This window comes from Streptomyces toyocaensis (assembly GCF_000725125.1).
Lineage (GTDB): Bacteria > Actinomycetota > Actinomycetes > Streptomycetales > Streptomycetaceae > Streptomyces > Streptomyces toyocaensis.
This window is the reverse complement of the sequence record NZ_JFCB01000018.1, coordinates 69,460-91,717: the sequence shown is the minus strand read 5'-3', so window position 1 is coordinate 91,717 and position 22,258 is coordinate 69,460. Positions and strand designations below refer to the sequence as shown.

At 70.5% G+C, this 22,258-nt stretch carries 19 protein-coding genes and 1 pseudogene; 13 read left to right on the top strand and 7 right to left on the bottom strand.

The window, feature by feature from the left end; translation table 11 throughout:
• Positions 1-90 precede the first annotated feature (90 nt).
• The gene (locus tag BU52_RS20010; protein WP_037936247.1) at positions 91-525 is read left to right on the top strand and encodes an SsgA family sporulation/cell division regulator; all 435 of its coding nucleotides are present in this window, start codon (positions 91-93) and stop codon (positions 523-525) included.
• Between the two features lie 62 nt (positions 526-587).
• Here BU52_RS20010 and BU52_RS20005 read toward each other — a convergent pair whose 3' ends face one another.
• The gene (locus tag BU52_RS20005) at positions 588-1,988 is read right to left on the bottom strand and encodes a YibE/F family protein (RefSeq protein WP_037936245.1); all 1,401 of its coding nucleotides are present in this window, start codon (positions 1,986-1,988) and stop codon (positions 588-590) included.
• Between the two features lie 255 nt (positions 1,989-2,243).
• Between BU52_RS20005 and thiC the strand changes: the two genes are divergently transcribed.
• Positions 2,244-4,052, top strand: coding sequence for a phosphomethylpyrimidine synthase ThiC (gene thiC, locus BU52_RS20000; RefSeq protein ID WP_037936241.1), 1,809 nt, complete (start codon positions 2,244-2,246; stop codon positions 4,050-4,052).
• 310 nt (positions 4,053-4,362) lie between these two features.
• Here the strand turns inward: thiC and BU52_RS19995 are convergent, their stop codons facing one another.
• Positions 4,363-4,833 carry an NUDIX domain-containing protein gene (locus BU52_RS19995; protein ID WP_037936240.1) on the bottom strand — a complete coding sequence of 157 codons (471 nt, stop codon included), beginning with the start codon at positions 4,831-4,833 and terminating at the stop codon, positions 4,363-4,365.
• Positions 4,834-4,835: 2 nt separating this feature from the next.
• Positions 4,836-5,582: a helix-turn-helix domain-containing protein gene (locus tag BU52_RS19990; protein ID WP_037936239.1), complete on the bottom strand. Its 747-nt coding sequence runs from the start codon at positions 5,580-5,582 to the stop codon at positions 4,836-4,838.
• 105 nt (positions 5,583-5,687) lie between these two features.
• Here BU52_RS19990 and BU52_RS19985 point away from each other — a divergent pair, with 105 nt between their 5' ends.
• The 6 genes and pseudogenes from BU52_RS19985 (at position 5,688) to BU52_RS19965 (ending at position 8,596) form a co-directional block, all read left to right on the top strand.
• Positions 5,688-5,930 (top strand): hypothetical protein, encoded by a 243-nt coding sequence (locus BU52_RS19985; RefSeq protein ID WP_037936381.1) that lies wholly within the window; start codon positions 5,688-5,690, stop codon positions 5,928-5,930.
• 167 nt (positions 5,931-6,097) lie between these two features.
• Positions 6,098-6,355 carry a hypothetical protein gene (locus tag BU52_RS19980; protein ID WP_037936237.1) on the top strand — a complete coding sequence of 86 codons (258 nt, stop codon included), beginning with the start codon at positions 6,098-6,100 and terminating at the stop codon, positions 6,353-6,355.
• Between the two features lie 28 nt (positions 6,356-6,383).
• Entirely contained in the window at positions 6,384-6,587 is a 204-nt protein-coding gene (locus tag BU52_RS33820) for a hypothetical protein (RefSeq protein WP_078903344.1), read from the top strand.
• The gene (locus tag BU52_RS19975) at positions 6,587-7,012 is read left to right on the top strand and encodes a radical SAM protein (RefSeq protein ID WP_235216381.1); all 426 of its coding nucleotides are present in this window, start codon (positions 6,587-6,589) and stop codon (positions 7,010-7,012) included. Before BU52_RS33820 ends, BU52_RS19975 begins: the two co-directional genes overlap by 1 nt.
• Positions 6,996-7,112: pseudogene (locus BU52_RS37005) on the top strand (thiamine biosynthesis protein ThiC); the annotation flags it as partial. The gene BU52_RS19975 and the pseudogene BU52_RS37005, both read left to right, overlap by 17 nt.
• A 98-nt stretch (positions 7,113-7,210) precedes the next feature.
• Complete coding sequence (locus BU52_RS19965; RefSeq protein WP_037936234.1) at positions 7,211-8,596, top strand: VWA domain-containing protein; 1,386 nt, start codon at positions 7,211-7,213, stop codon at positions 8,594-8,596.
• A 214-nt stretch (positions 8,597-8,810) separates the two neighbouring features.
• Here BU52_RS19965 and BU52_RS19960 read toward each other — a convergent pair whose 3' ends face one another.
• From BU52_RS19960 to BU52_RS19950, 3 genes are all read right to left on the bottom strand, one after another.
• Positions 8,811-9,680 (bottom strand): hypothetical protein, encoded by an 870-nt coding sequence (locus BU52_RS19960; protein WP_037936228.1) that lies wholly within the window; start codon positions 9,678-9,680, stop codon positions 8,811-8,813.
• 183 nt (positions 9,681-9,863) lie between these two features.
• The gene (locus tag BU52_RS19955; RefSeq protein ID WP_107061216.1) at positions 9,864-10,955 is read right to left on the bottom strand and encodes a metallophosphoesterase; all 1,092 of its coding nucleotides are present in this window, start codon (positions 10,953-10,955) and stop codon (positions 9,864-9,866) included.
• Positions 10,956-11,232: 277 nt separating this feature from the next.
• Complete coding sequence (locus BU52_RS19950; RefSeq protein ID WP_078903343.1) at positions 11,233-12,345, bottom strand: LacI family DNA-binding transcriptional regulator; 1,113 nt, start codon at positions 12,343-12,345, stop codon at positions 11,233-11,235.
• Positions 12,346-12,783: 438 nt separating this feature from the next.
• Here BU52_RS19950 and hisC point away from each other — a divergent pair, with 438 nt between their 5' ends.
• The 5 genes from hisC (at position 12,784) to BU52_RS19925 (ending at position 21,351) form a co-directional block, all read left to right on the top strand.
• Positions 12,784-13,863, top strand: a complete 1,080-nt coding sequence (gene hisC, locus BU52_RS19945; RefSeq protein ID WP_037936219.1) for a histidinol-phosphate transaminase — start codon at positions 12,784-12,786, stop codon at positions 13,861-13,863.
• 236 nt (positions 13,864-14,099) lie between these two features.
• Positions 14,100-15,605, top strand: a complete 1,506-nt coding sequence (locus BU52_RS19940; protein WP_037936218.1) for a cytochrome ubiquinol oxidase subunit I — start codon at positions 14,100-14,102, stop codon at positions 15,603-15,605.
• A gap of 20 nt (positions 15,606-15,625) precedes the next feature.
• The gene (gene cydB / locus BU52_RS19935; protein WP_037936217.1) at positions 15,626-16,630 is read left to right on the top strand and encodes a cytochrome d ubiquinol oxidase subunit II; all 1,005 of its coding nucleotides are present in this window, start codon (positions 15,626-15,628) and stop codon (positions 16,628-16,630) included.
• Between the two features lie 12 nt (positions 16,631-16,642).
• Positions 16,643-20,134, top strand: coding sequence for a thiol reductant ABC exporter subunit CydD (gene cydD, locus BU52_RS19930; RefSeq protein ID WP_037936215.1), 3,492 nt, complete (start codon positions 16,643-16,645; stop codon positions 20,132-20,134).
• Positions 20,135-20,292: 158 nt separating this feature from the next.
• A complete protein-coding gene (locus BU52_RS19925) occupies positions 20,293-21,351 on the top strand; it encodes a M23 family metallopeptidase (RefSeq protein WP_037936213.1) in 1,059 nt (352 codons plus the stop codon).
• A 4-nt stretch (positions 21,352-21,355) separates the two neighbouring features.
• On the opposite strand, the gene BU52_RS19920 is transcribed toward BU52_RS19925, so the two are convergent.
• Entirely contained in the window at positions 21,356-22,243 is an 888-nt protein-coding gene (locus BU52_RS19920; RefSeq protein ID WP_078903342.1) for a Cof-type HAD-IIB family hydrolase, read from the bottom strand.
• Positions 22,244-22,258: the final 15 nt, after the last annotated feature.

Genomic DNA, 22,258 nt, shown 5'->3' with positions numbered 1-22,258 from the left:
TCCTTGTGATCTGCTGTGCACGTTCAGCAAGATTCCATGTGGTGTCAGAGTCCGTGCCCGGCCAGTCCGCGGCCAATGACGGGGTAGGCGATGCGCGAATCCGTACAGGCAGAGGTCATGATGAGCTTTCTCGTGTCGGAGGAGCTGTCCTTCCGTATCCCGGTGGAGCTGCGCTACGACACCTGTGATCCCTACGCCGTGCGCCTGACCTTCCACTTGCCCGGGGACGCTCCTGTGACCTGGGCGTTCGGCCGGGAGCTGCTGGTCGACGGTGTCGGCCGGCCGTGCGGCGAGGGGGACGTGCGCGTCTCGCCGGTCGACGCGGACCTGCTGGGCGAGGTGCTGATCCGGCTCCAGGTCGGGAACGACCAGGCGCTCTTCCGTTCGTCGACCGCCCCGCTCGTGGCCTTCCTCGACCGCACCGACAAGCTGGTGCCGCTGGGCCAGGAGGGTGCGCTCGCCGACTTCGACGCCCACCTCGACGACGCACTGGACCGGATCCTCGCGGAGCAGGGCGCCGGCTGAAGGCGGAGGCCGGGCGGGCCGGTGGCGGTCCGCCCCGGCGCGGTCCGCCCCGCCAGGGTCCGTCAGCGCTTGCGGCGCCTGCCTCTCCCGCCGCGTCCCGGGGCCGACCGGGCGTCCGGCACCTGCGGGCGCGCTTGTTCCCGCGACTGTCCCGGCGTCCGTGCGGCCGGACGGTCCGCCGAGACGACCAGTGCGGCCAGGGCCGTGGTGACCGGCACCGAGGCCACCAGACCGATCGAGCCGATCAGGGTGCGCACGATCTCCTGTGCGACCAGCTCGCTGTTGGCGACCGTCCCCACGCCGCTCTGCGCGATGGAGAACAGCAGCATCAGCGGCAGCGCGGCGCCCGCATAGGCGAGGACCAGCGTGTTGACCACGGACGCGATGTGGTCACGGCCGATCCGCAGGCCCGCGCGGTACAGTCCGCCCCGCCCCATCGACGGATTGGCCTCGTGCAGTTCCCAGACCGCGGACGTCTGCGTCACCGTCACGTCGTCGAGCACACCGAGCGAACCGATGATGACGCCGGCCAGCAGCAGGCCGCTCATGTCGATCTCGGGATACAGCCCGTGGATGAGACCGGTGTTGTCATCGGTGTTGCCGGTGAGTGCGGCCCAGCCGATGAACACCGATCCCAGGATGCCGATCAGCAGCAACGAGACGAGGGTGCCGAGCACCGCGACTGAGGTGCGGGCCGACAGCCCGTGACACAGATACAGGGCGACCAGCATGATCGCGCTCGCCCCGACCACCGCCACCACCAGCGGGTTCGACCCTTGCAGGATGGCCGGGAGGATGAAGAAGTTCAGCACCAGGAAGCTGATCGTCAGGGCCACCAGCGCCATGACGCCGCGCAGCCGCCCCACCGCCACGACCGCGAGTGCGAAGATGCCGGCGAGCAGTGCGAGGGGGAAGCGCCGGTTCACGTCGGTGACCGAGTACTGCAGGTCCTCGGGTGCGGACGGCTCGTAGGCGACCACGACCTCCTGACCCTCGCTCAGCTGCCGTGACTGGTCCGGCTGCACGATCTCCTCGAACGTACGGCCCTTGTCGTCGCCGGTGTCGACCCTGATCGTCGCCTTCTTGCAGGTGCCGTCCGCCTGCTGCTGGGCGGAGGAGCCCTCGGCGGTGGAGGTGTCACCGGTCGGGACGCCTCCGGAGGCGTTCACGGACTGGCAGCTCACCTCGACCACCTTGGTCACCGTGGCCTGCTGTGTCTGCCGGTCGAAGCCCACCCCGGTGCGTTCGTGCGCCGGAGCGCCGCCCGGCCACAGCACGGCGAGGCCGATCAGTACCGCCGCGGCGAACGGGATGAGGATCGCCGCGATGACTCTGCGCAGATGCTGGGAGACGGGAGCCGCCGGGCCGTGGCTGTGACTGTGTCCGTGCCCATGACCGCTCGCGGCGCCTGTGCCGTGCGGAGGTTCGGGCGGCGGAAACGAAGGAGGCTGAGTCGGGGTCACCGCCCGATCATCGCAAGAACGAAGGGGGCCCTCTGTTCACCGCGCCACAGATGACGCTAGCGTGGAGGCACCTTTTGTACACGCGGGAGCTCGGAGCACCGGGCTGAGAGGGCGCTGACCTCCGTCCCAGCGACGTTTCACAGGAAACATCACCGAAGCGCGAGTGATGTTTCCCACGGAACGCCGGCAGACGGAAACCGCTGCGTCGACCGCCGAACCTGTTACCGGGTAATGCCGGCGTAGGGAGTAGGTCTCATGACCAACAAGGACGCACGCACGCCTGCCTCGACGCAGAACCCGACGGAGACGTCGGCGAACCAAGAGGCCGGGAAGTCCGTCGGCTGGCACAAGGCGTACGTCGAGGGCACCCGCCCCGACCTGCGGGTGCCGGTCCGTCAGGTGCACCTCACGAACGGGCAGTCGGTCACCCTGTACGACACATCGGGCCCGTACACCGATCCACTCGTCGACACCGACGTCCGCAGGGGACTGGCGCCCCTGCGGGAGAACTGGATCACCGCTCGCGGAGACACGGAGGAGTACGCGGGCCGTCCCGTCCGTCCCGAGGACGACGGAATCAAGCACACCGCTCCGCGCGGGGGCCTGCGCAACCTGGACGCCGTCTTCCCCGGCCGCCCGCGCCTGCCGCGACGGGGCCGTGCCGGGCAGGCGGTCACGCAGCTGGCGTACGCGCGCCGCGGGGAGATCACCCCCGAGATGGAGTTCGTGGCCCTCCGGGAGAACGTCTCCCCCGAGGTGGTCCGCGAGGAGATCGCGGCGGGCCGGGCCGTGCTGCCCGCCAACGTCAACCACCCGGAGACCGAGCCGATGATCATCGGTAAGCGGTTCCTGGTGAAGGTCAACGCCAACATCGGCAACTCGGCGGTGACGTCCTCCATCGAGGAGGAGGTGGAGAAGATGACCTGGGCGACCCGATGGGGCGCCGACACGGTCATGGACCTCTCCACCGGCCGCAACATCCACACCACCCGCGAGTGGGTGCTGCGCAACTCCCCCGTCCCCATCGGTACCGTGCCGCTCTACCAGGCCCTGGAGAAGGTCGACGGCCGGGCCGAGGAGCTGACCTGGGAGATCTACAAGGACACGGTCATCGAGCAGGCGGAGCAGGGCGTGGACTACATGACGGTCCACGCGGGCGTGCGCCTCGCGTACGTACCGCTCACCGCCCACCGCAAGACGGGCATCGTCTCGCGCGGCGGCTCGATCATGGCCGCGTGGTGCCTGGCGCACCACAAGGAGTCGTTCCTGTACGAGAACTTCGAGGAGCTCTGCGAGATCCTCGCCGCGTACGACGTCACGTACTCGCTCGGCGACGGCCTGCGGCCCGGCTCCATCGCGGACGCCAACGACGAGGCGCAGTTCGCCGAGTTGCGCACGCTCGGGGAACTCAACACCATCGCGAAGCGTTTCCACGTGCAGACCATGGTCGAAGGCCCGGGACACGTCCCGATGCACAAGATCAAGGAGAACATCGACCTGCAGCAGGAGATCTGCGATGAGGCCCCGTTCTATACGCTCGGCCCGCTGACCACCGACGTCGCTCCCGCCTACGACCACATCACCTCGGGCATAGGCGCGGCGATGATCGCGTGGTGGGGCACGGCCATGCTCTGCTACGTCACGCCCAAGGAGCACCTGGGCCTGCCCAACCGCGACGACGTCAAGACCGGCGTCATCACCTACAAGATCGCCGCGCATGCCGCCGACCTCGCCAAGGGGCACCCCGGTGCGCAGGAGTGGGACGACGCGCTGTCCGACGCCCGCTTCGAGTTCCGGTGGGAGGACCAGTTCAACCTCGCGCTCGACCCGGACACGGCACGCGAGTTCCACGACGAGACCCTCCCGGCGGAGCCCGCGAAAACGGCCCACTTCTGCTCGATGTGCGGCCCGAAGTTCTGCTCGATGAAGATCAGCAGAAGCATCACAGAGCAGTTCGGCGGCGACTCGGACGCCACGCCGGAGGAGATCGAGGCCGGGATGCTGGAGAAGTCGAAGGAGTTCGCGGCTTCCGGCAACCGGGTCTACCTGCCGTTGGCAGACTGAGCCCGACCCTCAGTGCCACGCAGCGCAGCAGGACGGGCCCGCACCCCATGAGGGATTTGCGGGCCCGTCCCGTTTTGTATGCCTGGCGGTGGATGCCGTGAGTGCACTCTCATCATGAGGGGACGACGCAGAGCGATGCCGGCCCCGATGGCCTTGCTTCGTCGCACGTGATCAAAGACGGCGCGAGCGCTTCCTCAGCAGCTTCCGCAGAACCCTCCAAGCTGTTGCTGCCTCTTCTTCTGACGTCGGAGCGTCCGCCAGCACATGTTGGGGACGCTCGGACAGCCGCAGCCGGTTGGAGCAGATCAGGTCAGCCGAGATAGGGCTGCTCGCGGTGCTCCATGAAGTGGCTGAGCCTGAGCCGCTGCGTGTGGTGCATCGGAAGTTGGTCCAGCTCGTCTGGAGAGACGAACCGCAGCTCCGTCGACTCATCGGAGATCGCCAGTTCTCCGCCGACAATCCGCGCGGTGAAGCAGACGTTGAACTGCCGGCGCACCTCGCCATCCGTGTAGGCGATGATGTGCCTCGGGTCGGTGTACGTGCCGACCAGTCCCGTGACCTCCACATCCAAGCCGGTCTCTTCCTTGACCTCGCGGACGGCCGTGCCGGGGAGCGAGTCGGTGAGGTCCATGCCCCCGCCGGGGAGCGCCCACAGATCGTTGTCACGTCGGCGCTGGAGCAGGATGCGCCCCTGCTCGTCGGCGACGACGGCCGAAGCCGCAACAACCATGCTGTTGGGCTTGGGCGCGTTCGGGTCGTCGTAGTACTCGGTTCGTGCCATGGTCACCCCTTGTGCTGTACGGGCGTCGCCGTGGACCACACCGCGTCGAAGCTCTCGGCGTAGGTGTCGAACATTCCGCCTTCCCCGCTTCGCCGAAGATGCCACACCGGGGCCCCGTAAGCGTTGACGCCCCAGACGTGGGCATTGACCAGCAACTGATCATCGGCGCGGTAGAGCGAGTTGTAGAGCGTCGTCCCGTGGATCCGAATGTCGATGCCGGGCACGCCGATCAGGGGCCGGTAGTGCATGAGTGCCAGTTGGCAGCGTGACTCGATGCCGTGGCCGAACTTCTCCTCCTCGCCGCGCGCTCGAACGTTCTCGCTCTCGGCGTCGCCTACCGCGATCCGGATCGCGCAGCCTTCTGAGGCCCGCTCCCGCAAGAGCTCGTTGAGTCGGGGATACGCCTCATGCAGGAAGACGGCGGCGTACACCAACACGTCGATGTGCTTGCGGGCCTGTGTCAGCATGTCCACGAAGGCGGATACGGGGATGTCCGCCCGCTGGTCGTAGAGCGCCACGAGCTCCGGGCTGATTGCTCGCGCCGCGCGCGCCTGCCGGAGTGCCGGCCAGAGTGCGTGCACGTCTTCTCCTAGGGTCTCTGCCGCCCGCATGGCTGTGACGCGGCGTGGCGTACGGCCGAGATTGACCCATCGCTCAACGGACTTGGGGTCTACGTCGACCTTTTGCGCGAGGGTGGCGTACGTCCAGCCTCCGTCCGCCATGACGGCACGAAGCCTCTCGTTCGGCATGAGTCTCCCCCTGATCCTCGGGACGGCACTAGGGACGTTCTACATGACGCGGGACGTCCCGAAGTGGGGTTTGGTGGAGGTTCCGACGTCCTTGTGAACGGCAGCATGCTCGTGACTATGGCGAGCAATCAGCAGGCCAGACCCGGAATCGGCGAACTGGCCAAGGACCAGCAGACCGGACGCATCGGCCTCGTCATGGGCGAGATCGGTGGACGCGTTCAGATGCGACCGATGAACGGTGGCATCGAGTGGGACGCCATGCCCGATGACGTCGTGGCACCCAAGGCGCGGGAGGAACTGAGCTCGCGCCTGGCCGTGAAGAACAACAACAGCCGGGGCGGCCTGTAATGCGCGTCATCGGTCGGTACGCAGGCGTCCTCCTCGTGATCGGCATCAGCGCTTCCTGCGGATTCGTGATCGGGGTCGCTCTCAGTACCGGTACCTAGACCGATCCGCCACGGATGGCTGTCGAATCCGCGGCTAGCCCGTCCCCAAGACGTACGCCGGGAGGTGCAATGAACGGTTCGACGAGTCAGATCCTCACGACGATCGGTGACGGCGCCCGTCTTGGAGACGTGATCACGACCGGCGGAAACCCGCACACCGTGACGAACGTGCGGCGGGTCGCGGGCGGGCGAAAGGTCCTTGAGTTCGCCGACGGCAACGTCTACGTGCTTGGCCCCGCGCTGCTCATCCAGGTCATGCGGACGTCACGGACGAGGGTGCGGCTAGTGGCCGGACGAGACGGACTCGCCCGCGTGGCCCTGTCCTGACCACTTCCTCTGCACGGAGGTTCCCCGCGTGGCAACTGCACCATCCACCCTGACCCGGTGCTCTCTCCCTCCTCGCAACGAGAGCTGCGGGGACTGCGGCGGCAGCGGTGCCGACTCGTCCGGCAAGAGCTGCGGCACCTGCAACGGGCTCGGCGAGATCTACTGCCGCGTCGCCGAACGCCAGGGCGTACGCGTGCCGTCGCGCTTCTCGATCCGGAAGGAATACCACTGATGGCCCACGCTCTGATCGCCTCCCCGTTCCTCGACGGGCACCTGCTCCTCAAGCCCGGTGCCAGGGCTGGGGCTCGCATCCCCGCCGAGCACTACGAGGGCCTGCGGCAGGCCGCTGCCGACGGTGAGGCTCTGCCCACCTGGGCGGTGCAGACCGCGTCCGACGTGTGGGGCATCGACCTGAGCGGCCGGCCCGCGCAGGGCACGGTGCTGGTGCGCGAGCCGTCCCCGTACGGCTACTGCCGGGCCTCGTGGGAGATCAACCTCGGCTGCAACTTCGGCTGCAAGCACTGCTACCTCGGCGAGCGGCCGTTCTCCGGCCTCGCCTGGGAGGAGAAGGTGCGGCTGCTGGACATCATGCGCGAGGCCGGTGTCCTCTGGCTCCAGATCACGGGCGGTGAGCCCGCCTCAGGACATGCGTCGTGAGCACGGCGGCAGCCGGGCGGAGATCGAGGAGGGGATGGCCCGCAAGTCGGAGGAGTTCGCGGCGGCGGGCAATCGCGTGTACCTGCCGATCACGGACTGAGCGTCCGGTGGGGCAGCGGGTGCGGTGCCCGTGACGGGCACCGCTCCCGTGGGCAGGTTCCTCTCGTCTTCGCCGGCGCGGGTGGGCAGACTGGGCCCATGACAGCGAGTTCGATGAGCAAGGGATCCAATCTTTCCGTCGAGGCCTCCGTGGTGCGTGTCGAGCTCGCTTGGGCGGCCGGGCCCGGGGTGCCCGACATCGACGCCTCCGCGTTGCTGCTCACGCAGGCCGGACGGGTGCGGGACGACGCGGACTTCGTCTTCTACAACCAGCCTCGTCACGCGTCCGACGCCGTGACGCATCTCGGAAAGCGGAACGCCGCCGTTGCCGCGACCGACACCGTGGAGGTCACGCTGGGCGCGGTCGAACCGGCCGTCGAACGGATCGTGTTGTGCGCGTCGGCCGACGGCGGGACGTTCGGCCAGGTGCCGGGACTGGTGCTCAGGCTGCTCGACGCGGGGACGGGGACCGAGCTGGCCCGGTTCGACATGGCCGCGGGGACCGAGACCGCTTTCATCGGCGGCGAGCTGTACCGGCGGCAGGGCAAGTGGAAGTTCCGTGCGGTGGGGCAGGGATACGCCTCCGGGCTCGCCGGGCTGGCCACGGACTTCGGCATCACCGTGGACGAGCCCGCCCCGGCGGCCGCCGCTCCCGCGGCCTCACCGGCTCCCCCGCCCCCGCCCGCACCCGCCCGGGCTCCCGCTCCCCAGCCCCACGCCCCCCGTCTCACCAAGGGTGAGGAGCGGCTGCCCGTCGACATGCGCAAGCGGCTGTCCCTGCGCAAGGAACAGGTGGCGGTCAGCCTCCGCAAGCACGGGGCCACCGGCATCACCGCGCGCGTGGTCCTCGTCCTGGACGCCTCCGGATCCATGTCGTTCCTGTATTCCAAAGGCGTCGTGGCCGATGTCGTCGAGCGGATGGCCGCGGTCGCGGCACAACTGGACGACGACGGGGAGATGCAGGCATGGACCTTCGCCTCGAACCCGGCGCGGTTGCCGGACCTGCGGCTCGGTGAGCTTCCCGAGTGGCTGCGGCTGCACGTGCGTGTGGGTGAGGTGGGCCTCTTCCGGCGCGGGCGGAAGAAGGGACTGGAGCCGAGCCAGGTCGACATGCGGGACGTCGGCATCCAGAACGAGGAGCAGAAGGTCATCGCCGAGGTGCGCGCGTTCGTCCGGGACAACCCGGCGTCCGCCCCGACGCTGGTCCTGTTCTTCTCCGACGGCGGTGTCTACCGCAACAAGGAGATCGAGCGCGAGCTCCGCGAGGCCGTGGAGGAACCCGTCTTCTGGCAGTTCGTGGGACTGGGCAAGTCCCACTACGGCGTGCTGGAGCGATTCGACACGCTGCCCGGTCGCCGCGTCGACAACGTCGGCTTCTTCGCCGTCGACGACATCAGCACCGTCCCGGACCCGGAGCTGTACGACCGGCTGCTGTCCGAGTTCCCCCTGTGGATCACGGCCGCGGGGCGAGCGGGCATCCTCTGAGCGCCGCCGGCGCATCGCGAAGGCGCCCGTGGACCCGCCTGTCGACCAGCCCCTGGACCGGCTCCTGGGCCAGCCCTTCGACCAGCCCGTGCGGCCCGCCCTTCGACCAGCCCGTGCGGGCCGCCCTTCGGATCCGGCCCATCCACCCGGCTCGCGCCCCCGGCCCGGGGAGCGCAAGCCGAAGGACGGGCCACCGGCCGTCCGGGCGGGCCGGCTACTCCGGCTGGTGTTCCGGCCCTCCGAAGTCCGGGCTGGAGTAGTCCGGACTGGAGTAGCTCGGCCGCGTGCCACGGCCCGACCCCTCGTCGGGGCTGGAGAAGCCGGGCCGGTCGTACCCGAGGTGCGGCATGCGACTGGCCGGCGCGGGCGGCGCCGTGTGCTGCAGCGCGGAGGCCGTCGCCGGGTCGGTGAGCGCGTCCCGCAGGAACGGGATGATGCCCCGCTCCAGCAGGGCTTCGCGCCAGGCGTCCCTGGCCCGCTTCACCTCCCCGTCGAGTTCGCGGTACGGGCCGCCGAGCGCCGAGGGCTCGTTGCGCAGCGCGGTGAGCAGCAGACCCACGGCGGCGACGAGGATGGCGACCGCCGTCACCGCGCCGAACACCCATCCGGTGGTGAGCATGGTCCGGGCGAACGCGGCCCCGGGGTCGAGCATCCGCAGGACGTATCCGACGAGCAGGAAGATCGCCGCCGCGGTTCCGGCCAGTACGGGCGCCAGGACGGCGACCACGGCCATCGCGCCCGCACCCGCGGTCTCGGCGACCTCCCCCACGGCGGCGGCGAGCCCCGCCGCGCCCGTGCCCGGCTCGGTGGAGCCGGACTCGCGGCCGGCCGGGACGGACGGCACCGGAGGCCGGCGCAGCTCGTCGCGGACCTTCACGTAGTGCTGGTACTCGGTCGCCGCGGCCGCCGTGACGATCGCGGTGGCGTTGAGCGCCATCGTGCGCAGTTGTTCCGGGTTGAGCCGCTGTCCGACAGCGGCCAGCTGCGGGTTGTGTGGTGCGGAGCGCAGCGCCTCATCGAGAATCCGCTCGTATTCCTGGCGGTCCTCGCTCAGCAGGTGCTGCGGAACGCTGTTCATGTGCATCCCCCGATGCTCCGTAGGGCTTGGGGCTCGGCATGCTGACGAGCCGTCGGGCAGAAACGGAGGGGAGCCTGCTACGGATAAGCCGATGGTAGAGCGGTGACGGCGCGCGGTGACAGGGGGTTTACCGAATTCGACGCTCTCGCGGTGCGGCCGAGGGCCGCCCGTACGCGGCCCGCGGAACGCTCAGCCGTTCAGAGGCAGTTGCTGGACCAGCAGTTTTCCGGCCATGGTGACCCCGCCGTCCATCGCGATGGCGAGGCCGTCGGCGTAGACGTGCGGTCCGACGATCACGGGGCCGCTGTCGTCCTCGCCGTCCTCGGAGCCGACTTCGCCCAGCAGATACGGAATCGGGCTGTGGCCGTGAACGACCCGGGTGCCGCCGTACGTATCCAGCAGGGAGCGCACCGCGTCGGCGCCGCCCTCGTCGCGGAAGGAGAACCGCTTGGTGAACTTGCGGAACAGGTCCCAGACCTCGTCCGCGTCGTTGCGCGTGAGCGTCTCCCGGACGGTGTCGTTGACCTCTTCGATGGAGCGGCCGTAGTCGAGGTAGGCGGTGGTGTCGGAGTGGAGCAGCAGATGGCCGTCGACCTCCTCGACGGCGTCGAGGCGGGCCATCCACTGCAGGTGGTGGTCCTGGAGGCGGTCCATGTCGGTCTTCTGTCCGCCGTTGAGCAGCCAGGCCGCCTGGAAGGTGGCGGTGCCGGCCCCGGAGTTGACGGGGGTGTCGCCGAACCGCTTGGCGCCGAGCAGCAGCAGTTCGTGGTTGCCCATGAGGGCCTTGCAGTAGCCGCCTGCCGCGGCGGCCTCGGCGGACAGCCGCATCACGAGGTCGATGACGCCGATGCCGTCGGGGCCGCGGTCGGTGAAGTCGCCCAGGAACCACAGCCGCGCGGTGCCGGCGCACCACTGGCCCGCCGCGTCGAGCAGGCCCTGCTCCTGGAGGGCGGTCACCAGTTCGTCGAGGTAGCCGTGGACGTCGCCGACCACGTACAGCGGTCCCGGGCCCGTGGCGGACTGCGGGGCGGGGACGGACGCGGGGTCGACGGTCACCTGGACAGTGTCACCCCGATTGATGACGGGGAGGTCCCGCTGGGTGGGTGTGTACCCCTCCGGACAGGTCTCCTCGGAGAGCGGGACGACGTCGCCGGGGTGCGTGCTCCGGGCGTACGGACCGGACTCGTGGACGTACGCGGGTACCCGGAAGTCGCGCAGCGTCGCCGTCCGCTCCACCTCGGGTCCCTGACCGGCCCCCTGAGTCATCGACCCCTCCACCATCGCGCCGCGTCTGCACCGCATCGGACTGCCTGGTCGCAGCGGCCCGCGGTGTCGTGGGCCCATCATAGGAATGCGGATCGCGCTGTGTGATGACCCAGGGGTGGTGAATCGGAACGAGACTCCGGTCCGCCGCGGCTTTCGCCCCGTTTGGGTCGTTCTGCGTCCGCCGGGTGCGCCTCCTCGCCGCGCGCCCGCCGCCGGTGGCGGCCCGCCGCCCCGCGGGTGCCGGCCCGCTTCTCCCGGAGCGCGGCCGCCGTACGCCTCCCGGGCGCCCGGTTCACGCCCTCTTCGGCGACCTCGGCGCGCTGACCGTCGTTCGGGGCGGACGGCGCTGGGAGGAGGTGCGCACGATCAGCTCGGTCGGTATGACCTGCTCCACCGGGTGGTCGCCATCGACCCCCTCGATGGCGTCGATCAGCAGCTGGACCACCGCCGTGCCGATGCGGCGGGGCTTCAGGGAGAGCGTGGTCACGGGGGGCTCGGTGTTGGCGTAGACGGTGGACTCGCTGCAGCAGACGAGCAGCAGGTCGTCCGGGACGCGCAGGCCGTAGCGGCGGGCGGCGGCGAGCAGATCGGTGCCGTTGGGGTCGAAGAGGCCGTAGACGGCGTCGGGACGGTCGGGCCGGGCGAGCAGCCGGTCGGCCGCGACGGTGCCGGCGCACGGATCGTGCGCCGGGTAGGCCTCGTACACCGGATCCTGGCCCACGCGTTCGCACCAGCGCAGATAGGCGGTGGTCGACAGGTGGGTGTAGGTGTCGGTGGTCGTGCCGGTGAGCAGTCCGATGCGGCGGGCGCCGGCGTCGGCGAGGTGGTCGAGGATGCCCAGGACGGCGGCCTCGTGGTCGTTGTCGACCCAGGCCGTGACCGGCAGAGATCCGGCCGGGCGGCCGTCGGAGACGACCGGTAACCCCTGGCGGACCAGCTCGCTGACCACCGGGTCCTGGTCGGAGGGGTCGATGACGACCGTGCCGTCCAGGGCGACGTTGGACCACACGTCGTGGCGGGAGGTCGCGGGCAGGATGACGAGGGCGTAGCCGCGGGCGAGCGCGGCGGAGGTGGCGGCGCGCGCCATCTCCGCGAAGTACGCGAACTCGGTGAAGGTGAAAGGTTCATCCCCGTACGTCGTCACGGTCAGGCCGATGAGTCCGGACTTCCCGGTGCGGAGCGTGCGGGCGGCGGCCGAGGGACGGTACCCCAGTCTGTCGGCCACCTCGCGGACGTGGCGCCGGGTGGCGTCCGGGAGCCTGCCCTTGCCGTTGAGGGCGTCGGACACGGTCGTGATGGAGACTCCGGCGGCGGCGGCCACGTCCCTGATGCCCGCTCGACTCGGCCGGCTGCCTCGGCGTGAGGTTTCCGCGCGGCTCACCTGGTGCTTCCCTGCTGCTGTCATGGCGAGCCGATAGTAGGGCTCATGCGGTGGGGTAGGGCGGACGCATATGCACGCATTGACAGGCACGTTTCTGCAAGATCATAAAGGTCAAAAGCCTGCGAAATCAAGGTAGTTGAACGTTCCAATGGCAAGACTTGACGTGCGGGCGCGTGCGGGCCTGGCGAGGCTGCGATGTTGCGAAGAGGTCTCAACTCACCTGCACGGGGGATGCGCGCCACGGCGCGAACCACCGGCGCATAGATATATGTGCGGCGCGCCCCCGGTCCGCACGCCGTTCGTACCCCTTCGGGTGACGTTGCCCTTGTTGCCACTGTGACGGAGGAGGCAGACGGGAGCGGACGCCGCCCCTATACGCAGCGGAGCCGAATCCTCATAAGGTGAGCAGTATTGGATGTCGGCGGCGGTCAGGGCCGCCGGTCTTTCGCGAGGAGGACTGCGGTGAGCGAGACGAGCCCCAAGCTGCGCGCCGAGCTGGAGGGGATCCCCACGTACAAGCCGGGCAGGCCGGCGGCGGCCGGCGGCCCGGTGGCGTACAAGCTGTCCTCCAACGAGAACCCCTATCCGCCACTGCCGGGTGTGATGGAGACCGTGGCCGCGTCGGCCGCCTCCTTCAACCGCTACCCGGACATGGCCTGCACGGCCCTGGTGGCCGAGCTGTCGGAGCGCTTCGCGGTCCCGGCGGCCCATCTGGCCACCGGCACCGGCTCGGTCGGTGTCGCCCAGCAGCTGCTGCAGGCCACCTCGGGCCCCGGCGACGAGGTGATCTACGCCTGGCGGTCCTTCGAGGCGTACCCGATCATCACCCGGATCAGCGGTGCCACGGCGGTCCAGGTGCCGCTGACCCCGGGCGATGTGCACGACCTGGACGCGATGGCCGACGCGATCACCGACCGGACCCGGCTCATCTTCGTCTGCAACCCGAACAACCCGACCGGCACGGTCGTGCGGCGGGCCGAGCTGGAGCGTTTCCTCGACCGGGTGCCCGGTGACGTCCTGGTGGTCCTCGACGAGGCCTACCGCGAGTTCATCCGGGACACCGAGGTGCCGGACGGTGTCGAGATCTACCGGGACCGGCCCAACGTCTGCGTCCTGCGGACCTTCTCCAAGGCGTACGGCCTGGCCGGGCTGCGCGTCGGTTTCGCCATCGCCCATGAGCCGGTGGCCGCGGCGCTGCGCAAGACGGCGGTGCCCTTCGGGGTGAGCCAGATCGCACAGGACGCGGCGATCGCCTCGCTGCGGGCCGAGGACGAGCTGATCGGCCGGGTCGGCTCGCTGGTGTGCGAGCGCAACCGGGTGATGGAGGCGCTTCGGGCCCAGGGCTGGACGGTGCCCGAGACACAGGCCAACTTCGTCTGGTTGCGGCTGGGGGAGCGGACCGTGCCGTTCGCGCAGGCGTGCGAGCAGGCGGGTGTGGTCGTCCGGCCGTTCCCCGGGGAGGGCGTGCGGGTCACGATCGGCGAGACCGAGGCGAACGACATCTTCCTGAAGGTGACGGAGGGCTTCCGCAAGGGGCTCTGAGCGGCGCACGTCCAGACGCGGCCGGCGGTCGATCCGCCGGCCGCTTCCGTTTGCCCGGCAGGTTCGTGCAAAGGGGTTGACGTCACAGGGGACCCCCCTTCCAGGTCTGAAAAACGGTAGGTCATAATTGCTTGTGAATGTGAACGCGTTCACAAGCGCACCCTGTTTTCCCGAGATGTGAGGGACGAACGGGATCAAGCGGTCGCTGTGACCACCGCTGAGTAAGGAGCGACGACGTGGATCTGGCTCTGGCGCCGGAGACCCTGGCGCGATGGCAGTTCGGCATCACCACCGTCTACCACTTCCTCTTCGTTCCCCTGACGATCTCGCTGGCCGCCCTCACCGCCGGGCTGCAGACCGCCTGGGTGCGCACCGGGAAGGAGAAGTACCTCAAAGCCACGAAGTTCTGGGGCAAGCTCTTCCTGATCAACATCGCGATGGGTGTGGTCACCGGCATCGTGCAGGAGTTCCAGTTCGGCATGAACTGGTCCGACTACTCGCGCTTCGTCGGTGACGTCTTCGGTGCCCCGCTCGCCTTCGAGGCCCTGATCGCCTTCTTCTTCGAGTCCACCTTCATCGGCCTGTGGATCTTCGGCTGGGACAAGCTGCCCAAGAAGGTCCACCTGGCCTGCATCTGGATGGTCTCGATCGGCACCCTGCTGTCGGCGTACTTCATCCTCGCCGCCAACTCCTGGATGCAGCACCCGGTCGGTTACCGGATCAACGAGGAGAAGGGCCGCGCCGAGCTCACCGACTTCTGGCTGGTCCTCACCCAGAACACCACGCTCAACCAGGTCTTCCACAGCTTCTCGGCGGCCTTCCTGACCGGCGGTGCCTTCATGGTGGGCATCGCCGCCTTCCACCTGATGCGCAAGAAGCACATCCCCGTGATGCGCACCTCGCTCCGGCTCGGCCTGGTCACCCTGGCGGTCGGCGGGCTGTTCACCGCGGTCAGCGGCGACACCCTTGGCAAGGTCATGTACGAGCAGCAGCCCATGAAGATGGCCGCCGCCGAGGCCCTGTGGGACGGCGAGGAACCCGCGCCCTTCTCCCTCTTCGCCTACGGGGACGTCGACAAGGGGCACAACGAGGTCGCTGTGGAGATTCCCGGCCTGCTGTCCTTCCTCGCCCACAGCGACTTCGAGTCGTACGTGCCCGGCATCAACGACACCAACGAGGTCCTGCAGGAGAAGTTCGGCCCCGGTGACTACAAGCCCATCGTCCCCGTCGCCTACTGGGGTTTCCGCTGGATGATCGGCTTCGGGATGGCCTCCTTCTCGCTCGGTCTGCTCGGCCTGTGGCTGACCCGGAAGAAGTTCCTGCTGCCCGCCGCCCAGCGGACCGGGGACGACGAGGTGCCGCACCTGGTGCTGCTGAAGAAGCCGCTCGGCTCCCGGCTCACCCGGCTGTACTGGCTCCTGGCCCTGTGGACCATGGCGTTCCCGCTGGCTGCCAACGCCTGGGGCTGGATCTTCACCGAGATGGGCCGGCAGCCCTGGGTGGTCTACGGAGTGATGCGGACCGAGGACGCCGTCTCCCCCGGTGTGTCCACGGCCGAGGTCATCACCTCGATGTCCGTCTTCACCCTGCTCTACGCCGTCCTGGCCGTCATCGAGGTCAAGCTGCTCGCCAAGTACGTGAAGGCGGGCCCGCCCGAGCTCAGTGACTCCGACCTCCATCCGCCCACGAAACTCGGCGGCGACGTCCGTGACGCCGACAAGCCGATGGCCTTCTCGTACTAGGCCGAGGGAGCTGCACTGTCATGGAACTGCACGACGTCTGGTTCGTTCTGATCGCCGTCCTGTGGACCGGCTACTTCTTCCTGGAGGGCTTCGACTTCGGGGTGGGCATCCTCACCCGGCTGCTCGCCCGCGACCGCGCCGAGAAGCGGGTGCTGATCAACACCATCGGCCCCGTCTGGGACGGCAACGAGGTGTGGCTGCTCACGGCCGGCGGCGCCACCTTCGCCGCCTTCCCCGAGTGGTACGCCACGCTCTTCTCCGGTTTCTACCTCCCGCTGCTGGTCATCCTGATCTGTCTGATCATTCGCGGTGTCGCCTTCGAGTACCGGGCGAAGCGGCCGGAGGAGAACTGGCAGCGCAACTGGGAGACGGCGATCTTCTGGACCTCGCTCATCCCCGCGTTCCTGTGGGGCGTGGCCTTCGGCAACATCGTCCACGGGGTGAAGATCGACGCCGAGTTCGAGTACGTGGGGGGCGTCTGGGACCTGCTCAACCCGTACGCCCTGCTGGGCGGCCTGGTCACGCTGACGCTGTTCACGTTCCACGGCACGGTGTTCACGGCCCTCAAGACGGTCGGCGAAATCCGGCAGAGGGCGCGGGCGCTGGCCCTGCGCGTGGGTCTCGTCACCGCCGCCCTGGCGCTGGTCTTCCTGCTGTGGACGCAGGTGGACAGCGGTGACGGCACCAGCCTGGTCGCGCTGGCCGTGGCGGTCGTCGCGCTGGTCGCCGCCCTGCTGGCGAACCAGGCGGGACGCGAAGGGTGGTCGTTCGCCCTCTCCGGCGTCACCATCGTGGCCGCCGTGGCGATGCTCTTCCTGACGCTGTTCCCGAACGTCATGCCGTCCACGCTCGACGCGGACTGGAGCCTCACGGTCACCAACGCCTCCTCCAGCCCCTACACCCTGAAGATCATGACCTGGCTCGCGGTGATCGCCACGCCGGTGGTGCTGCTCTACCAGGGCTGGACGTACTGGGTGTTCCGCAAGCGGATCGGCACCCAGCACATCGCCGACCCCGTGCACTGAGGTGTGTTTCACGTGAAACCAATCGACCCGCGACTGCTCCGGTACGCCCGTGCCACCCGGGGCTTCCTGGCGGCGGTCGTCGGCCTCGGGGCCCTCGGCGCGGTGCTGGTCATCGCCCAGGCCATGCTCATCGCCGAGATCGTGGTGGGCGCGTTCGAGGACGGACTGTCCGCCGGTGAGCTCGGCACTCCCCTGCTGCTGCTCGCCGTCGTCGCGGTCGGCCGCGGCCTGGTCGGCTGGCTGACCGAGCTGGCCGCGCACCGGGCGAGCGCCGCGGTGAAGTCGGAGCTGCGGGGCCGCCTGCTGGAGCGGGCGACCGCGCTGGGACCGGAGTGGCTGGGCGGACAGCGCACGGGATCGCTGGTCGCCCTGGCGACCCGGGGAGTCGACGCACTCGACGGCTACTTCTCGCGCTACCTCCCCCAGCTCGGCCTGGCGGTGGTCGTGCCGGTGGCGGTGCTGGCGCGGATCGTCACCGAGGAGTGGGTGTCGGCGGCGATCATCGTCGGCACCCTGCCGCTCATCCCGGTCTTCATGGTGCTCATCGGCTGGGCCACCCAGTCCCGGATGGACCGGCAGTGGCTGCTGCTCTCCCGGCTGTCCGGGCACTTCCTGGACGTCGTCGCCGGGCTGCCCACGCTGAAGGTGTTCGGACGGGCCAAGGCACAGGCCGAGTCGATCCGGCGGATCACCGCCGAGTACCGCCGGGCCACCATGCGCACGCTGCGGATCGCCTTCATCTCCTCCTTCGCGCTCGAACTCCTCGCCACGCTCTCCGTGGCGCTGGTCGCCGTGACGATCGGCATGCGGCTCGTGTACGGCGAGATGGACCTCTACACCGGCCTCGTGATCCTGATCCTGGCGCCGGAGGCCTACCTGCCGCTGCGGCAGGTAGGTGCCCAGTACCACGCGGCGGCGGAGGGCCTCGGCGCGGCCGAGGAGATCTTCGCCGTGCTGGAGACGCCCGTCCCGGCCCAGGGAGCGGGCGTGGTGCCGGCGGGCGCGGTCTCCTTCGAGGACGTGACGGTCCGCTATCCGGGCCGGACCTCGGACGCCGTGACCGACGTGTCCTTCACGGTCGCCCCCGGGGAGACGGTCGCGCTCGTCGGGCCGAGCGGAGCGGGCAAGTCGACCCTGGTGAACGTGCTGCTGGGATTCGTCCGGCCCACCGAGGGGCGGGTACGGATCGGCGGAGCCGATCTGTCCGGACTCGACCTCGCCGCGTGGCACCGCCGCGTCGCCTGGGTGCCGCAGCGGCCGCACCTGTACGCCGGGACGATCGCGGAGAACGTACGGCTGGCCCGTCCCGAGGCGGACGACGACGCCGTGCGGCGTGCCCTGCGGGACGCCGGGGCGCTGGAGTTCGTGGACGCGCTGCCCGAGGGCGCCGGCACGGTGCTCGGCGAGGACGGGGAGGGGCTGTCGGCCGGGCAGCGGCAGCGGCTCGCGCTGGCCCGCGCGTTCCTCGCCGACCGTCCCGTCCTGCTGCTCGACGAGCCGACGGCCGCGCTGGACGGTGCGACCGAGGCCGGGATCGTGGCGGCGGTACGGCGGCTGACGGCCGGCCGTACGGTGCTGCTCGTCGTGCACCGGCCGGCCCTGCTCGCCGTCGCGGACCGAGTGGTGCGGCTCGCGGAACCGGCGTCCACCGGGGGGCAAGAGCCCGCGCACCGGGCGGCCGGTCCCGTGGAGGCCGTCGCGTCCGGGCCCGTGCCGGACAGCGGAGCGGCCGGGACCGACACGGACCCGGTGCCGGGCGGTGCGCTCGCCCGCGTCCGTGCCCTGTCGAGGGCCCGGACGGGGCGGATCAGCTTCGCCCTGGTGCTCGGCACCCTCGCCCTGGGCAGCGCCGTCGGGCTCATGGCGACGTCCGGGTGGCTCATCTCCCGGGCCTCGGAGCAGCCGCCCGTGCTCCACCTCATGGTGGCCGTGACGGCGACCCGGGCCTTCGGCATCGGCCGGGCCGTGTTCCGCTACGCCGAGCGGCTCGTGTCGCACGACGCCGTCCTGCGCATGCTGGCCGACACCCGGGTCGCGGTGTACCGGCGGCTGGAGCGGCTGGCGCCCGCCGGCCTGCGCGGCGCCCGCCGGGGGGACCTGCTCTCCCGGCTGGTCTCCGACGTGGACGCGCTCCAGGACTACTGGCTGCGCTGGCTGCTGCCGGCCGGGGCCGCCCTCGCCGTCTCCGTCCTGTCCGTCGGTTTCACCGCCTGGCTGCTGCCCGAGGCGGGCGCCGTGCTCGCTGCGGGGCTGCTGGCGGCGGGCGCCGGAGTGCCTCTGCTGACCGGTGCCGTGGCCCGTCGCGCGGAGCGCAGACTGGCACCGGCCCGGGGCGTCCTCGCGACCCGGGTGACCGATCTGCTCACCGGGACGGCCGAGCTGACCGTCGCCGGCGCCCTGCCCGCGCGGAGCGCCGAGGCACGCCGGGCCGACGGCACGCTCACCCGGATCGCCTCGCGGGCCGCCACCGCCACCGCGCTCGGCGACGGGCTCGCCGCGCTGATCTCCGGCCTGACCGTCGCGGCCGCCGCGCTCGTCGGCGCCCAGGCCGTGGCCGCCGGCCGGCTGGACGGTGTGGCCCTGGCCGTCGTGATCCTCACCCCGCTGGCCGCGTTCGAGGCCGTCCTCGGGATGCCGCTCGCCGTGCAGTACCGGCAGAGGGTGCGCCGGAGCGCCGAGCGCGTGTTCGAGGTCCTGGACGCCCCGGTGCCCGTACGGGAGCCGGAGTCGTCCCGGCAGGCGCCCCTGTCGCCGTTCCCGCTCGTGGTCCGGGGGCTGGCCGCCCGGCACGCCGGGCAGGAGCGGGACGCGCTCGCGGGGCTGGACCTGACCCTGGAGCGGGGCCGCCGCATCGCGGTGGTCGGCCCGTCGGGTTCGGGCAAGACGACCCTCGCCCAGGTGCTGCTCCGATTCCTGGACCCGGGTGAGGGCGCGTACACGCTGGCGGGTGTGGACGCCTGCGCCCTCGACGGCGACGCCGTACGACGGATGGTCGGGCTGTGCGCGCAGGACGCGCACCTCTTCAACAGCTCGATTCGGGAGAACCTGCTGCTCGCCAGGAAGGACGCGACCGAGGGCGAGGTACGGGACGCGCTCGGCCGGGCCCGTCTGCTGGAGTGGGCCGACGGTCTGCCCGACGGGCTCGACACGCTCGTCGGTGAGCACGGAGCACGGCTGTCCGGCGGGCAGCGGCAGCGGCTGGCGCTCGCCCGGGCGCTGCTCGCGGACTTCCCCGTGCTGGTGCTGGACGAACCCGCGGAACACCTCGACCTGGCAACCGCCGACGCGCTCACCGCCGATCTGCTGGCCGCCACCGAGGGCCGCACGACCCTGCTCATCACCCACCGGCTGGCCGGTCTCGAGGCGGTGGACGAGGTTGTCGTGCTCGACGGAGGACGGGTGGCACAGCGTGGTCCGTACGCGGAACTCGTCGACACCGAGGGCCCGTTGCGCGCGATGGCGCGGCGGGAGGAGGAGGCGGAGCTCCTGGTGGCGTCCCGTTAGGCCGGGTGGTCACGCGGAGCCCACACACGTGACAGGACGTCAAGGGTGTTCCGGAAGGGCGCTGTTCGGGGTGTCGATGGGCCGTCCGGGGCGTCTGGTCCCCCATCTGTACGACATGAACAGGACCGGGCGCCGGGGCCGGGGCCAGGATCGCAGTCATGCGCTTCGCCCGCCGTCACCCGCTGCTCACCGCCGTACTGCTGTGCGCGCTCGCCGTGCTCGCCGCCCGCCCCGCCGACGGTGACGGCCCTCACGCCCCGGGCCACGGCTCCGCCTCCGGCATCAGCGCGGAAGTGGCGCGGCTGTACGAGGAGGCGGCCACGGCGACCGAACGGTACGAGGAGGGCCGCCGCGAGGCGGAGAGACAGCGGGCGAGGGCACACCGGCTGGAGCAACGGCTGGACCGGGAGCGCCGGGAGACGGCCGGTCTGCGCGAGGACCTGGGCCGGATCGCCAGTTCCCAGTACCGGGACGGCGGCGGGCTGCCGCTCACCGCGCACATGCTGCTCGCGGACGACCCCGACGAGCTGATGCGCGGTCAGCGGGTCGTGCAGCAGGCAGAGGTGTCGCTGGACAAGGCGATCGACAGGAGCGAGCGGGCCGAGGCCAGGCTCGCCCGGGACGAGGCGAGGGCCGCGGCGGCGTGGCGCAGGCTGGAGAAGCGGAACGCGGAACTCGCCGACCTGAGACAGGGCATCGAGGCCAAGCTCGAAGCGGCGCGCTGGAAACTCCAGGGCCATGCGGACGCCTCGGTCGCGGCCGGCGCCTGCCGCGGCGCGGTCCGGCTGGACCAGCCGGAGACGCGGTTCACCAGCCGCTGGGTGGCGCCGGTGGAGACCTACGAGCTGTCCGCGTCCTACGGCAGTGGTGGCGCGCGGTGGGCGAACCGGCACACCGGGCAGGACTTCGCGGTGCCGATCGGCACACCCGTGCGGGCCGTGGGTACCGGGGAGGTGGTCAAGGTGTCCTGCTCAGGCGCCTTCGGCATCGAGATCGTGATCCGGCACGCGGGCGGTTACCACACCCAGTACGCCCATCTGGCCGCCGTCGCCGTCGACCAGGGCGACCGGGTCACGCCCGGGCAGTGGATCGGCCAGTCCGGCACCAGCGGCAACTCCACGGGACCCCACCTGCACTTCGAGGTACGGGTCACTCCCGAGACGGGGTCCGCCGTCGACCCCGTGTCGTGGCTGGCCCGGCACGGGGTGTCGCTCTGAGCGGCTAGAGCCGCCCCTCCAGCAGCCGTTCGATCACCACGGCCACGCCGTCGTCGTTGTTGGCGACCGTGTGGCCCGAGGCGGCGGCGAGCACGTCCGGGTGGGCGTTGCCCATCGCGTAGGAGCGGCCCGCCCAGGTCAGCATCTCGACGTCGTTCGGCATGTCACCGAAGGCGACGACCTCTTCGTGGGAGATACCGCGCTCGGCGCAGCACAGGGCGAGCGTGCTGGCCTTGGAGACCTCCGGGCCGCTGATCTCCAGCAGGGCGCTGGGGCTGGAACGTGTGACGTTGGCGCGCTCGCCGATGGCGATCCGGGCCAGGGTGAGGAAGGCGTCGGGCTCGAGCTCCGGGTGGTACGCGAGGATCTTCAGCACCGGTTCGCCGGCGGTGTGGGAGTCCGGAGCCAGCAGGTCCTCGGCGGGAGCGAGGGCGTCCGGGATCTCCATGTGCAGCTTCGGGTACGTGGGCTCCTGGTGGAAGCCGAAGGTCTGCTCGACGGCGTACACCGTGCCGGGGGCGGCCTCGCGCAGCAGTTGCACCGCGTGCAGGGCGTTCGTGCGGGGCAGCTCACGCACCTTCACGAAACGGTGTGCGCCCGGGCCGCCGTGCAGGTCGACGACGGCCGCGCCGTTGCCGCAGATGGCGAGTCCGTGGCCGTGGACGTGCTCGCTGACGACGTCCATCCAGCGGGCCGGGCGGCCGGTGACGAAGAAGACCTCGACGCCCGCCTCCTCGGCGGCGGCCAGCGCGGCGATCGTGCGCGGTGACACCGACTTGTCGTCGCGCAGCAGGGTGCCGTCGAGGTCGGTGGCGATGAGCCGCGGTGGAGTGGTGGCTGCCGGGGTCTCGGGCTGTCGGGTCGCTGAGGTCACCCGGCCATTGTCCCGCATATGCCTGCACGACCG